Source organism: Bacillus sp. 95MFCvi2.1 (assembly GCF_000374965.1).
Lineage (GTDB): Bacteria > Bacillota > Bacilli > Bacillales > Bacillaceae_G > Bacillus_A > Bacillus_A pseudomycoides.
Map to the genome: position 1 here is coordinate 182,329 of NZ_KB895692.1, position 14,333 is coordinate 196,661.

The 14,333-nt window shown below is 35.8% G+C and carries 11 protein-coding genes; all 11 read right to left on the minus strand.

What is annotated here, in order from left to right:
* Positions 1 to 45 precede the first annotated feature (45 nt).
* The 11 genes from C568_RS0106545 to C568_RS31735 all read right to left on the minus strand — a co-directional run bounded on the left by C568_RS0106545 (position 46) and on the right by C568_RS31735 (position 14,321).
* Complete coding sequence (locus tag C568_RS0106545) at positions 46 to 1,263, minus strand: acyl-CoA dehydrogenase family protein (RefSeq protein WP_018781042.1); 1,218 nt, start codon at positions 1,261 to 1,263, stop codon at positions 46 to 48.
* A gap of 13 nt (positions 1,264 to 1,276) precedes the next feature.
* Positions 1,277 to 2,464 (minus strand): CaiB/BaiF CoA transferase family protein, encoded by a 1,188-nt coding sequence (locus tag C568_RS0106550; RefSeq protein WP_006094115.1) that lies wholly within the window; start codon positions 2,462 to 2,464, stop codon positions 1,277 to 1,279.
* 99 nt (positions 2,465 to 2,563) lie between these two features.
* Positions 2,564 to 3,946, minus strand: coding sequence for a putrescine aminotransferase (locus C568_RS0106555; RefSeq protein ID WP_003196107.1), 1,383 nt, complete (start codon positions 3,944 to 3,946; stop codon positions 2,564 to 2,566).
* Positions 3,947 to 5,440, minus strand: a complete 1,494-nt coding sequence (locus C568_RS0106560; protein WP_018781043.1) for an aldehyde dehydrogenase family protein — start codon at positions 5,438 to 5,440, stop codon at positions 3,947 to 3,949.
* A gap of 203 nt (positions 5,441 to 5,643) precedes the next feature.
* Positions 5,644 to 7,773 carry a sigma 54-interacting transcriptional regulator gene (locus C568_RS0106565; protein WP_018781044.1) on the minus strand — a complete coding sequence of 710 codons (2,130 nt, stop codon included), beginning with the start codon at positions 7,771 to 7,773 and terminating at the stop codon, positions 5,644 to 5,646.
* A 137-nt stretch (positions 7,774 to 7,910) separates the two neighbouring features.
* On the minus strand, positions 7,911 to 8,159 hold the full coding sequence (locus C568_RS0106570) for a hypothetical protein (RefSeq protein ID WP_003196104.1): 249 nt from the start codon (positions 8,157 to 8,159) through the stop codon (positions 7,911 to 7,913).
* A 27-nt stretch (positions 8,160 to 8,186) separates the two neighbouring features.
* On the minus strand, positions 8,187 to 8,477 hold the full coding sequence (locus C568_RS0106575) for an SAV0927 family protein (protein WP_006094112.1): 291 nt from the start codon (positions 8,475 to 8,477) through the stop codon (positions 8,187 to 8,189).
* Between the two features lie 18 nt (positions 8,478 to 8,495).
* On the minus strand, positions 8,496 to 9,794 hold the full coding sequence (locus tag C568_RS0106580; RefSeq protein ID WP_006094111.1) for a Glu/Leu/Phe/Val family dehydrogenase: 1,299 nt from the start codon (positions 9,792 to 9,794) through the stop codon (positions 8,496 to 8,498).
* Between the two features lie 223 nt (positions 9,795 to 10,017).
* Positions 10,018 to 11,367, minus strand: coding sequence for an APC family permease (locus C568_RS0106585; RefSeq protein ID WP_018781045.1), 1,350 nt, complete (start codon positions 11,365 to 11,367; stop codon positions 10,018 to 10,020).
* Between the two features lie 415 nt (positions 11,368 to 11,782).
* Positions 11,783 to 12,751: a class 1b ribonucleoside-diphosphate reductase subunit beta gene (gene nrdF, locus C568_RS0106590; protein ID WP_003196100.1), complete on the minus strand. Its 969-nt coding sequence runs from the start codon at positions 12,749 to 12,751 to the stop codon at positions 11,783 to 11,785.
* 181 nt (positions 12,752 to 12,932) lie between these two features.
* Positions 12,933 to 14,321, minus strand: coding sequence for a ribonucleoside-diphosphate reductase subunit alpha (locus tag C568_RS31735; protein ID WP_018781046.1), 1,389 nt, complete (start codon positions 14,319 to 14,321; stop codon positions 12,933 to 12,935).
* Positions 14,322 to 14,333: the final 12 nt, after the last annotated feature.

Sequence of the window (14,333 nt, forward strand, 5' to 3'; positions counted from 1 at the left end):
TAACAAAAAAAGGTAGTGCAACCTTCGTTGCACTACCTTCCTATTTTATTTCGTTACCATTTCTGCTTCACTTTCTTCAAAAGGCCACTTCGGTAACATATTACGGAGTTCCTTATCAGAGCGATAACCCAGTGCGTATTCTGCCTGCATAATAGTATGAATCTCACGTGTTCCTTCGTAAATAACTGGAGCTTTTGCATTTCGCAAATATCGTTCTACTGGAAATTCATTTGAATATCCATATGCCCCGTGCACCTGCACTGCATCATTTGCCGCTTCAAATGCAGCGTCACAAGCGATCCATTTTGCTAAAGAAGTTTCACGTGTATTACGTTTCCCTTCATTTTTTAACCACCCAGCTTTATAAACCAATAAACGTGATATTTCAAGGTTTGCAGACATTTTCGCAATCATTTGCTGCACAAGCTGATGTTTCCCAATTTCTTTCCCAAATGTTTTTCTCTCTTCACAATACTTTACACTTGCCTCCAAACTTGCTTGAATCAGTCCGCACGCACCTGCTGCTACTGTGAAACGTCCATTATCTAATGAAGCCATTGCAATTTTAAACCCTTCACCTTCTTCTCCAAGAAGGTTTTCCGCTGGTACTTTTACTTCATCTAAAAATACTTCACCTGTGTTGCCAGCTCGAATGCCAAGCTTTCCTTTTATCGTTTTTGTCGATACTCCAGGAAATGTTCGTTCTACGATAAAACAAGAAATACCTCGGTGCTTTAATTCTGGATTTGTTTTCGCAAATATTAAGAAGTGATCTGCAACATCACATAGCGAAATCCATGTTTTAGATCCATTTAATACATAGTGATCACCTTGTTTCACTGCTGTTGTTTGCATCGCAACGACATCTGACCCTGCATTTGGTTCTGTTAAACCGAAAGCCCCAATTTTTTCACCTTTCGCTTGTGAAACAAGGTACTTTTGTTTTTGTTCTTCTGTTCCCCATTGCAGAAGTGTCATACTATTTAGACCTGTATGTACAGATACAGCTGTACGGAAAGCTGTGTCACCGCGTTCTAATTCTTCACAAACAATAGCCAGCGTATTATAATCCATACCCACGCCGCCATATTGTTCTGGGATACAAACGCCCATAAATTGCAGTTCTGCTAAACGCTTCAAGATTTTTTGTTCAAAATGTCCTTTTTCATCCCATTCTTTAATATATGGAATAATTTCATTATCTACAAAGGACCTCACTACTTTTCTAACACTTTGTTGTTCTTCTGTTAACGAAAAATTCATTTGTACTGCCTCCTTATATCCATTGATTTTTTGTCATTCTCGTAATGATTTCCTGAGAATACCCTAATTTTCGCAAAATCTTTTCTGTATGTTCCCCGTGGAGTGGTGGATATTTTTGCATCTGTACTGGCGTCCTTGAAAGCTTTAATGGTGAACCTACAAGTTTAAGATTTTCAATTGTTGGATGTTTCATATGAACCGTCATATCTCTCGCCACGGCTTGCTCTGTTTCTAGCGCTTCTTTCACATTAAGAATTGGTCCATTTGGAATTCCTGCTTCATCCAAAAGTTGTTTCCATTCCTCTTTCTTTTTCTTCTTCATTTCAATAGCAATCATATTGACGAGCTCATCTTTATGCTGAAGGCGACTTGCATTTGTTTTATAACGTTCTAAGCTGGATAAATCTTGTCTACCTAGCAACAAACAAAACTTATGAAACTGCTCATCGTTTCCGACCGCAACAACAAGATCACCATCTTCCGCTTCAAATACTTGATACGGAACAATATTCGGATGCTGATTGCCAAGTCTCTCTGGTAATTCACCTGTACATAAATAATTGCTCGCTACATTTACTAATGCTGCTAATTGGGAATCAAATAAAGAAATATCAATTTCTTGCCCTTCTCCCGTTCTATTTCGGTGCTGCAGAGCCGCTAAAATCCCGATACACGTAAAAAGACCTGTGAGAACATCTGAAATTGCAACCCCTACTTTTGCAGGCTCTTCATCCTTTCCTCCTGTTATACTCATAAGCCCACTCATTGCTTGAATCATATAATCATAGCCAGGAAGATGTGAAGCAGGACCCTTTTGACCAAACCCACTAATAGAAGCTAGAATAATGTCTCCCTTCACTTCTTGTAACACATCATAACCAAGTCCCATTCTTTCAAGTGTCCCAGGCTTGAAATTTTGCACAACGATATCAGCATGAGAAACAAGCTTTTTCAAAATATCCTTTCCCATTTCTGATTTTAAATTTAATGTAAGCGACTCTTTATTGCGATTCGCACAAAGAAAATAAGCACTTTCTCCTTCTACAAAAGGCGGTCCCCATCCTCTTGTATCATCACCATTTCCTATATTCTCAACTTTAATTACCTCAGCTCCTAAATCACCGAGAATCATTGTACAAAAAGGACCGGCAAGAACCCGAGATAAATCAATAATTGTAATCCCTTGTAGTGCTCCCTCCAACTCCTTCTCCTCCTATAGTAAAAACCAGCAAAACCAATGAGAAAAAAAGGAGACATGTTGGTTTTACTGGTTTGTATTTACAAGCTATTGTGTAAAAAATTATTGTACTTTTACTTGTGCCAACACTGATTTAAATGCATTGATTACTGTATCTACTTCTTCATAACTAATTGTAAGCGATGGCTCAATACGAATTGTTTTCGAATTAATTAACGTTCCTGCAACAAGAATTCCTTGATCAAACATCGCCTTCGATACTTCATAACCAATTTCATCCTTATGGAATTCAATCCCAATCATTAAACCTTGGCCACGGATTTCAAATACTTTGTCTTCATGTCCTTCCGCTGCCTTTTTCAACCCTTTTAAGAAATACTCCCCAACTTCCGCAGCTCGTTCTGGTAATTTATCTTCCAATAATACATGGATTGTTGCAATTGCAGCAGCACATGCAAGTGGATTTCCACCAAACGTTGTTGTATGCATGAATGGATTTTCAAACCAGCTTTTGAATACTTTTTCTTTAGCAACAATTGCACCCGCTGGCATTACGCCCCCGCCAAATGCCTTTGCAAGACAAATAATATCCGGTACAACATCATATAATTCTGCAGCAAACATTTTCCCAGTGCGTCCCATTCCTGTTTGTACTTCATCAAAAATAAGTAGTGATCCGAATTCATCACAAAGCTCTCTCACTTGTTTCAAATAATTTTCTGGAGGTAAAATAATACCGCCCTCTCCTTGGATTGGTTCTAAAATAACAGCTGCAACATCTTCTCCAACTAAAGCGCATGTTTCAAATGTTTTTCTCATCATATCAATATCACCAAATGGGACGTGACGGAAGCCTGGAATTAATGGTAAGAATGGTTTACGGAACATTCCTTTTGCTGTTCCAGATAAAGAACCAAGACTCTTACCGTGGAAAGCACGTGTTGTGGAAATAAAAGTTGTTCGTTCACTGTACATTTTTGCTAGTTTTAATGCTGCCTCCACACTTTCCGTCCCACTATTTGTAAAGAAAGCATATTTCAAATCACCAGGTGTAATATCCGCTAAAATTTTTGCAAGAATCGCACGAAGTGGATCTAGTAAATCCTGACTATGCAGTGCTTGACGCTTTAATTGATCCGTTACAGCTTTTACAACTTTCGGATTACGGTGTCCAACATTATAAATCCCGAATCCACCTAAACAATCAATATATTTTTTTCCATTGATATCCATGAAGCAAGATCCTTCATCAGACCATTCTACTGCTGCAAATTGCCCATCTTTTGTTACTGTTTTTCTATATGCGAGGAAGCCAGGATTTACGTGTTCTCTAAATCCATCTACTGTTTCTTTTTGGATCCAGTTCGCCTCTTCTGCAGAAACTTTCTCTTTTTCAATTAGTTGCAGTACTTTTGTAATATAATCATTTACACTCGTATTCTTCACATCTTGTTCATTAGATTTACTTTTCACATTCGTTTCCATCTATTTCACCTCTACAGTCTTTTTATTTGCAAACCAACCAATTGGTTCTACTTCTAGATTTATATTAATCTGCTTAATTTCTTGGAATTCCTCTAAACCAAACGTTCCTAAGCTACGACCGATACCACTTTGTTTATATCCGCCCCAAGGCGCCTCGTTGTATGTTGGGTGGTAACTATTAATCCACGTAATTCCTGCACGAAGCTTGCGGATTACACGCATCGCTTTAGCACCATCAACTGTAAATACACCTCCAGCTAAGCCGTAATCTGTACCGTTTGCTAGTTCAATTGCTTCCTGTTCATCTTTAAATTTTTGGATTACTACAACAGGACCAAAAATTTCTTCCTGCACAATACGCATATCAGGTTTTACATTGACAAAGACCGTTGGTTCAATAAAGAAGCCATCACCTTTCCCATCCGCCAGTATACGCTTTCCTCCGCAAACAATTTCTGCTCCTTCATCTTTTCCAATCTCTATATAGCGTAATACTTTTTCCATATGCTCCTGACTTACAAGTGGCCCCATCTCTGATTCTGGGTTATCACCAGGTCCAACATTAATTTGCTTTGCTCGTTCTACGAAACGATTAACAAATCTATCGTAAACGCTTTCTTCTACAAGAATTCTTGATCCTGCTGAACATACTTGTCCAGCACCTGCATAAATACCAAACAGAGCATAATCAACAGCTGTTTCAAAATCTGCATCTGCAAAAATAATATTTGGAGATTTCCCGCCTAGTTCTAGCGAAATCTTTTTCATATTATCTGCCGCTGTTCTCATAATGTGCTTTCCTGTTTTTGTTCCGCCCGTAAAGGAGATCATATCAACTTTATTACTTGCTGCAATCTCATTTCCTACTATTGGCCCGGCGCCCATTACCATATTGGCAACACCTTTTGGCAATTCTACTTTTTCCATTATTTCGAATAATTTCATTGCAGTGATTGGTGTAACCTCAGAAGGCTTAAATACAATTGTGTTTCCAGCTGCTAAAGCAGGTGCAATTTTCCAAACACTCATTAGTAACGGATAATTCCAAGGAACTATTAAACCACAAACACCAACTGGCTCTCTCACTACCATAGCTTGCATCGGATCAGCTACATGATACGTTTGTCCGTCTGGCTTTGTAATCAACCCAGCATAATAGCGGAAACAAGCTGCCGCATCTCCAATATCTCCTTCTGCCTCTCGATATGTTTTTCCATTATCCATTGTTTCAAGACGCGCAAGTTCTTTCAAATTTTTATCAATTTCATCTGCTATTTTAAATAAATAAGATGCTCTTTCCGCAGCAGAAGTTTCTGACCAAATTCCGCTATCAAAAGTAGCTCTTGCCACTTCAATCGCGTATTTCGCATCCTCGATCGTTCCTTCAGGTGCATATGCGATAACCTTGCCATTCGCAGGGTTAATAATCGGTCTTTTCTCTTGATTACTAGAATCTCTCCATTCACCGTTTAGATACATTTTTAAATCTAGCACTGTATATAGCCCCCTTTGTCAATCATTCATATATTATATAAGCAATAATTGTGCCAACACTTGAAATACGAAGCAATCATACAAAAACTGACGATTTCCTTAAATAACCTATACAAAGTTATGCATTTTTGCATAGATTATTACATTTTGCATAATTACAACAAAGAGAAGGGGCAGTCTATGTAGACTCCCCCCTTTCTCCTTTAAAAATACGAAATTGTATCAATTGCTATTTCCTTTTCATTCATGATTTTTTGATATTTACGACTAACAGAAGACTGGCTTATCCCAAGAGCCTTTGCTGCCTTTGTTGTCGTTTTATACTGCTTCATTGCAAGTAAAATTAATTGTTCTTCTACAGAATGCAATGCTTCTTGTAGTGGCAAAACTCTTGTAATCACTGGCTTTGATTTTTTAAAATCATATCCAGGATTAAGGAATTTACTAACAAATTCAGCATCAATGACTGAATCATCTGCCGATACTACTAAACGTTCAATCATATTCTGTAATTCTCTTACATTTCCTGGCCATGAATAAAACTCTAGTAAATTTAGTGCATCAGGAGTTAAATGATAGTTTTTATTATATTTTTCATTTAACTCTTGTAAAAAATGAAACGCGAGTAGTGGAACATCTTCCATTCGTTCTCTAAGCGGTGGAACTTGCAGTGGGATGACATTTAAGCGATAAAATAGATCTTCCCGGAACGTGCCCGCTTCCACCATTTTTTCAAGACGTTTATTCGTCGCGGCAATAATTTGAACATTGATTTTCGTAGGTATTGTGCTTCCAATTGGAATTACCTCTTGTTCTTGCAATACTCTGAGTAATTTTACTTGCAGATGTAAAGGCATTTCTCCAATCTCATCCAAAAATAAAATTCCTTGATCCGCCCGCTTAAAATACCCTTCTTTTCCATTTTTATCAGCACCAGTAAAAGCACCTTTCGTATAGCCGAACAGTTCACTTTCTAACAATGTCTCTGGAATCGCACCGCAATTTAATTTTAAAAATGGCTTTGAAGATCTGTTTCCAAGTTGATGAATCGCTTGTGCAATCACTTCTTTCCCAACACCTGATTCTCCAGAAATAAGAACATTTGAAGAAAAATCAGCTATTTTTTTTGCTTGAGTAATAATTTGCTCCATTTTCGGACTACAATAAATAAGTTTCTTAAGAAAGCGATCTTTATTTTTAAAACTGTCCAACTCTTTCTTATATTGTTCGGATATCTTTTTTATCTCATGTAATTCCGTCTTTAATCGCGTTGCTTCTGTAATATCTCTTGAGGCAATAATAATACGATGAAGCTCTCCATTTTCATTAAACACAGGATTTCCAACGGCTAATATCTTTCTACCTTTTTTTGTCTCTTGTACAATCGATACCTTTTTTTGTTGTTCCAACACTAATCGTGTAACTGATGGACTAAATAACCCTTTTTTCTCTAAGTCTAACAAATTTTTTCCTAAAAGATCCTTCAAATCTCTTCCCCAAAAATCATTGATAACGGTTTCACTATAACGGATTAATTCCCCTTTATGATTAACTACTAATATTTCATCATAAATGCTAGATAAAATTGCATGTAAGTCTTTATTTAAATCCTTTATATATTCAATTTCCATAGCCATATCCTCAACCATCGGTAAATCTTGCACAATAATGACCATTCCTTCGATTCTTTGATCGAAGCTTGGTATAGGACTGTAGTCAACTAATACTCCCATCTCATTTGTTATTTGTAATTGATTTAAAATCGTTTTTCCTGTTGCAAATACATTGTTAATATGTTCCCCATTAAAAATCTGTTCTGCTGGTGCATTCATTACTTTTTCAGGAGTAGATTTAATCATCTTCAAACCAGATTCATTACAATTTACAATTTTCTTTTCACGGTCTACTACAAAAATCCCCATTGGAATAGAAGTTAAAATAATTTTCAGTAGATCCACACTTTTATTTTCTTGTTTAAATAGTTCTGCAAAAACATCTTCTCTTCTTATGTATCCCATTAACTCTCCTCTTTCATTTTTCACTATGGCAATAGGTGCCCCAATAATTTGAAAGAGAGCTGTTAAGGAAATATTTTTGCTAAGATGACATATTGTATCTAATGAAACAGCATTTGAAAGTAACATTTTAGTCGTTAAGCGCTCACTTCTTGATAGCAGCTCCTTAACATGGACGTATGCAGATAATTGATCTTCTCTTTTTAAAAACAGAAAAGATTCTTTCATATTTTCAGTGTCTATATTCCATTCCTGTTCAGATTGATCGATCGATATGGAAACAATAGGTCTAATTTTATCATGAGCAATGGAAAACATTTTGTTACTCCTCCTTTAAACTGCTTAACTTGTATTGTATCATTAAAATCGGATTTTTTTAATTAATCTGATAATATATACTTTTTACTTACTTTAATAAAAAAAGAAGATGGATAGTTCCATCTTCCTCCCTAAAATTAATCACTACCACTAATTAAAATATCTTCTTGAATATACGCTAATACCATCCCTGGGATTACTTTATCTCCTGCCTCTACTTCTAAAGATTGTACTTCTCCGCTACATCCCATTTTAATTACTTCCAACTTGCCATTCATATTTTTAATCGCAAACAGTGGTTCCCATTCATAAATTCGAGAGTCCTTATCAATAGCAACTTTTTCAACTGTTCCATAGCATGGACTCGTAACTATTTCATAATACAAAATAAATCATTCCCTTCCTTTATTCTATTAATATTGCTCTGCCAACATTTGTGACTGGAGAATCATATGAAAAAAGCTTTGAAAATCTTCTACATCTTCTATTTCAATTCCTAGCTTAGGTGCCCAGTATTGCTCTTCTTCGATATCTTCCTGACTTAATAAAATCATTCTTCCATTTTGAATAGATGTGACCATTGCTTTTCCAAAAAATTGCTGTGAATACGTGACTGCTATATCATAGCGATGATGATTCGACATAATACAGTAATAACCTATTGGTTGCTTTTCAATTTGTTCTAATAAAATGTCCAGTTTCATTTGATTCCTCCCTTTAGCTTAAAAATGCAACCATCCTCTTAGACGCGACGCTTCTACAATTTTACGAACCCCTTCTATATAAGCAGCAATTTTCATATTTACCCCAAACCGTTTTGAAGTGTTAAATACATCAGAAAAGCTAGATGTAATTTTTTCTTTTAAACATTGATCTACATATTGCTCTGTCCAATAATATCCTTGGTTATTTTGGCACCACTCAAAATAAGAAACAATAACACCTCCAGAGTTCGCTAAAATATCCGGAACAACTAAAACATCTTTCTCTTCTAATATTGTTATCGCCTCTTTCGTTGTCGGACCATTTGCAGCCTCAATGATAATCTTACACCCAAGTCTTTCTGCATTATGTTTCGTAATTACTCCTCCAATTGCTGCTGGAATGAGTACATCACATTCTTTTTCTAGCAACTCTTGGTTAGAGATTGTTTTACTAAAGAGGTTCGATACAACACCAAAAGAATCTCGATTCTCTAATAAATAAGGAACATCTAGACCGTCTGAGTTATAAATGCCACCTAAAGCATCAGATACTCCTACTACTTTCACACCAATATCATATAAATATTTTGCCAAATGACTTCCAACGTTTCCAAACCCTTGAATGATTACCCGCATATTTTGAATTGGAATATGTTTTAATTCACTTACTAATTGGAGCGTGTATAATACCCCTTTAGAAGTAGCTGTTTCTCGTCCTTGTGATCCTCCTAGCATTAACGGCTTTCCAGTAATAAAACCAGGAGAATCAAATTCCCTAATATGATCATACTCATCCAGCATCCAAGCCATAATCTGAGCATTTGTATACATATCAGGAGCTGGAATATCTTTAGTAGGTCCAACAATTTGGCTCACTGCTCTTACATAGCCACGGCTAAGTAACTCTAATTCTCTAAAGCTCATCTTCTGCGGATCACAAATAATTCCGCCCTTTGCTCCTCCATATGGAAGTCCTGTAACTCCGCATTTTAAGCTCATCCATCCGGCTAACGCTTTTACTTCCTCTGCTGTAACATCTGGATGAAACCTGATACCACCTTTTGTTGGCCCTGCTGCATCATTATGCTGAGCACGATATCCTTGAAATACCTTTGTTGTTCCATCATCCATTCGAACAGGAATACTTACTTCTAAAAAACGCATCGGCTTCTTAAGAAACTCGAATACTTCCTCTGGATAATGCAAAACATGGAGTGCTTCTTTTAATATGGCTTGAAATTCCTCTAAAGCATTTTCCGACTCAACTTTTTCTTGAATAGATTGTATTACATCCTCTTTTTCTGATTGAATTGCCACGATAACACCTCATTTATTTATTTATTTTTACTAGTTTTATAAAGCAATAATCGTGCCAACTGGAAATATAATGTTTATATTATCGTTTCAACCTCAACTCTTTCTCTTATTTACAAAATGTCTCACGTTCTTTATGAATAGTTGAATGATTTATGCATTATTGCATAATTGTAGCCTCTACAAAATAAAAAACACCGGATAAATCCCGATGTTTTTTATTATTTTACATTTCCTGCACTTCTTCAAAGTGCATTTGCGGAGGTGCTGAACGAAACATGTTCGTAATATATAAAAGATAACCGATTCCAATGGCAGCCCAGCTAAGTCCAAGAATAAGCGAATGAATATTGAGGTTAAACCATAACACAGCCACTGTACCTGCACCTAAAATAGGCATAACTAAGAAATTTAAAAAATCTTTTGTTGTTTTATATCTTTTTTTCTTTATAACATAGTAGGCAATTACAGATAAATTAACAAATGTAAATGCAATAAGCGCTCCGAAGTTAATAAGAGATGCTGCTGTTTCTAAATCAATAAACATAGCAGAGAGCGCAATAATTCCCACAAAAATAATGTTATATACTGGAGTTCGCAAGCGAGGATGAATGTATCCAAATATCTTCTGCGGAATTACATTATCTCGCCCCATTACGTATAATAATCGCGATACACTTGTATGAGAAGCTAAGCCTGATGCTATTGTTCCCATAAATGTTCCTACTAAAAAGAAAGTTTGAAATAATTTTCCTCCGACGTATAATGCAATTTCTGGAGCTGCTGATTCTTGATCTTTAAATACGGATGCATCTGGAAAAAAGGATTGTGTAAAGTACGTAGTGACAATGAATAAAATTCCGCCAATTAAAGCAGTAAGAAAAATAGCTCGAGGAATCGTCTTCTTTGCGTTTGGTGTTTCTTCTGAAAATGTAGTTACTGCATCAAAACCTAAAAATGAAAAACAAAGAATTGTTGCCCCTGCAACTAACGGTGATATTTGTATATCTGATTGAAAAAACGGCTGAATGGAAAAGACTTCTCCAGTTCCTTCTCCTGCTATCAATCCTTTTATAACGAGAACTACAAACACAGCCATTACTAGCACTTGAAATGTTACTAAGAACGTGTTGAAATTGGCAGTAACATTTACACTAATAATATTGATAAGTGTAATAAGTAGAACAAAACCAATGACCCATGCCCAATCTGGAACACTTGGAAAAAGTGCCGACATATAAATTCTTGTTAATAGTGCATTCACCATTGGTAAAAACAAATAATCCAATAATGCTGACCATCCAACAAGAAACCCAAGCCTTGCACTAATTGTCTTTTGTGTATAAGTGTAAGCAGATCCAGCAGTAGGAAAAACCTTTACCATTTTTCCGTAGCTTGCAGCTGTAAATAACATCCCTGCTAATGCAATAAGATAAGCTCCAGGAACATGCCCACCCGTTTTTTCAGAAACGATTCCAAATGTATCAAATCCTACCATTGGTGTCATATACCCAATGCCTAGCATAACAATTGACCAAAGTCCTAATGAACGTTTTAACCCAACTCCTTTTCCCACCTATCATTCCTCCTACTTTCTCTATCTAATTTTCATGTACAGATTGATAACTAAACAGAAAACGCTTTCAACGAACCGTATATGTCATATAATGCATTACAAAACCCCTTTCTTTATTTTTTAAATATTCATGCAATTTTTAAGCCAAAATTGTCTTTATTAAAAAATTTACTAAACAGCCATATTTTTTTATGCTCCAATGAAATTACAGGTGGGATTATTTTTCTAATTGCTTCGTTAATTTTCTATTCATTTTGACATAACTTATTCAATCTCTCATACCAATAAATACAAATGAAGTGAAACTTTAATCATTCGGCGAATAAAAACTTATCATGAGATAATAACATTATGTAAACTATTCATAACAAAAAAGCTGCCTTTATATGAAAGACAGCTTTTTCAATCTTATCTATTAAAAATCGAATACGAAATCATCGTCTGATAACTTTTCAACATTTGTTGCTTTTACATAACCATTCCCTTTTACAGAGAAGAAATCATGGTTTTTCGTATCTGTACGTAAACCGTTTAATACGATTGGGTTAATTTCTTCTTCCTCAAAGCGTGGTTCTAATCCTAAGTTCATAAGCCCTTTATTCGCATTGTAACGAACAAAGCGATTTACATCTTCAACAAGACCAATGGATGTATAAATTTCTTCTGTATATGCCATTTCAATTTCATACAGTTCCATCAATAACTCTTGTGTTTCTTTTTGCACCTCTTGTTGTTCTTCTGCAGAAAATTCCGCGAAGATTTGCTGTGCTAAAATACCAACGAATACGCCGTGAATTGACTCGTCACGAATTATTAAGTTAATAATTTCACCACTCGCTGTTAATTTTCCTTGTCCTGCTAAGTAAAGCGGATAGAAAAATCCGCTATAGAATAAGTAGCTTTCTAAGAATACACTTGCTACCATAGCCATGTATAATTCTTTTTTCGTTACTTGTGGCTTCAATAAACGACGATAGTAACCTGTAATAATACCTGCTTTTTTCTCAAGTAATGGATGGCTATCTACCCATTCAAAGATCTCATCAATTTCTTCTTCCGTTGCGAGTGTCGTAAAGATATGACTGTAACTCTTCGCATGTACTTCTTCCATAGCACCCATAAAAGCTAATACACTTTTTGCTTGCAAATTCTCAAGATGAACAAGTACAAGTGGCATCCCTTCGCCGCCTTGCTTTGTATCTAAAAGTGTTAAACCACCTAATACACGCTTATACACAATTTGCTCTTCTTTTGATAATTGCACCCAAGTATTTTTGTCAGAAGATACCGCAATTTCTTCTTCTGTCCAAAACTGAGCGATGTTTTGCTTCCAAAACATTAAACTAAAATCGTCTTCTTTTTTGTTCCAGTTTACCGCGCGCATTGAATCGCCCCTTCTCTATCAATAAGCTTTTCTAACATGCGGTAAAGCTTTCAGTTTGTAATGAAAACTTAACCGCATGTTAGACGTCTTAAATTTTATAACTAAGCATGAGCAGGGTCAGAAAAACCCTGCTCATGATGTCTTACTCTTTATTTTGTATATCAATCAATTATAGTTTGCATCAAACTGTACAAGCAACGCACTCTTCCACGCTTAACTTACGTGTTCTTGTATAATACAAACTCTTTAGACCTTTTTTATGTGCATAGATGTAATAACGTGCTAATTCACGCGTAGAAATATCGCTATTTACATAAAGAATTGTACTAATTCCTTGGTCAATATGCTCTTGAATTTCTGCGATTAAATCAATTAGTTTAAACTGATTCATATCGTAAGAAGATTTATAATACCAGAACGTATCTTTTGATAAATACGGCATTGGGTAATATGTTGTCGCATTTGCATACGTTCTTGACTCAATTTGACTTACGATCGGCATTACGCTTGAAGTTGCATTTTGCACGTAACTGATCGATTGTGTCGGAGCGATAGCCAATCTATATGAGTTGTATAAACCGTGCTTCTGTACTTCCTCTTTTAGACTTGTCCAATCTTCTTTTGTTGGAATATAGATTCCTTCAAATAACTGCTGTACTTTCTCAGTTACAGGACTATAGTCTGTTGTTTCATACTTTTCAAAGTATGAGCCATTTGCATAATCCGACTTATCGAAGTCTTTAAATGTTTCGCCCTTTTCTTTCGCAATACCCATACTCTTTTCAATGGAGTAGTAATTTAACATCATAAAGAATGTACGAACAAATTCTTTCGCTTCTGCACTTTCATAAGCAATTTTATTCTTCGCTAAATATCCATGTAAGTTCATAGCACCAAGTCCAACTGAATGAAGCTCATCATTTGCTTTTTTCACAGTCGGCGCGTTTGGAATAACAGTCATATCAGAAACAGCTGTTAATGCTTCCATTCCTGCATGAACTGCTTCACGAATTTCTTTATTCTCCATTACGTTTACAATGTTTAATGATCCTAAGTTACAGTTAATATCACGGCGGATAATGTCATCTGTACCATAGTCATTAATTTCAGATGTTTCTTGTAACTGGAAGATTTCCGTACAAAGGTTTGACATCTTCACAGTTCCAATATCCTTTAACGGATGTTGTTTGTTCGCATTTGATTTAAACATTAAGTATGGATAACCAGACTCAAGCTGAATCATAGCAATTTTAATGAGCATATCACGTGCACTAATATCAAGTGGCTTCTTCTTCACATTCGGATTACTCATCAGTTCATCATACATTTCATCAATATCTATATCATCTAAATGTTTTCCGTACTCTTTATATACTGTATAAGGTGCGAAAACATGGAATGGTTCGTTTTTCTCTGCAAGCTCAAAGAACTTACTCGGAACGATAATACCGATTGATAGGGACTGAATACGGCTCTTCTCGTCGGCATTTATTTTTTTTGTATCGAGGAATTCTATAATATCCCAATGGAAAATGTTTAAATATACTGCTCCGGCACCTTTTCTTTGCATATTGTTACTCCA

Coding starts and splice junctions, on each gene's coding strand:
- C568_RS0106555 (WP_003196107.1), bottom strand. CDS start 3,946: ATGGAAACGAATGTGAAAAGTAAATCTAATGAACAAGATGTGAAGAAT.
- nrdF (WP_003196100.1), bottom strand. CDS start 12,751: ATGCGCGCGGTAAACTGGAACAAAAAAGAAGACGATTTTAGTTTAATG.
- C568_RS0106575 (WP_006094112.1), bottom strand. CDS start 8,477: ATGAAACTGGACATTTTATTAGAACAAATTGAAAAGCAACCAATAGGT.
- C568_RS0106545 (WP_018781042.1), bottom strand. CDS start 1,263: ATGAATTTTTCGTTAACAGAAGAACAACAAAGTGTTAGAAAAGTAGTG.
- C568_RS0106565 (WP_018781044.1), bottom strand. CDS start 7,773: ATGTTTTCCATTGCTCATGATAAAATTAGACCTATTGTTTCCATATCG.
- C568_RS31735 (WP_018781046.1), bottom strand. CDS start 14,321: ATGCAAAGAAAAGGTGCCGGAGCAGTATATTTAAACATTTTCCATTGG.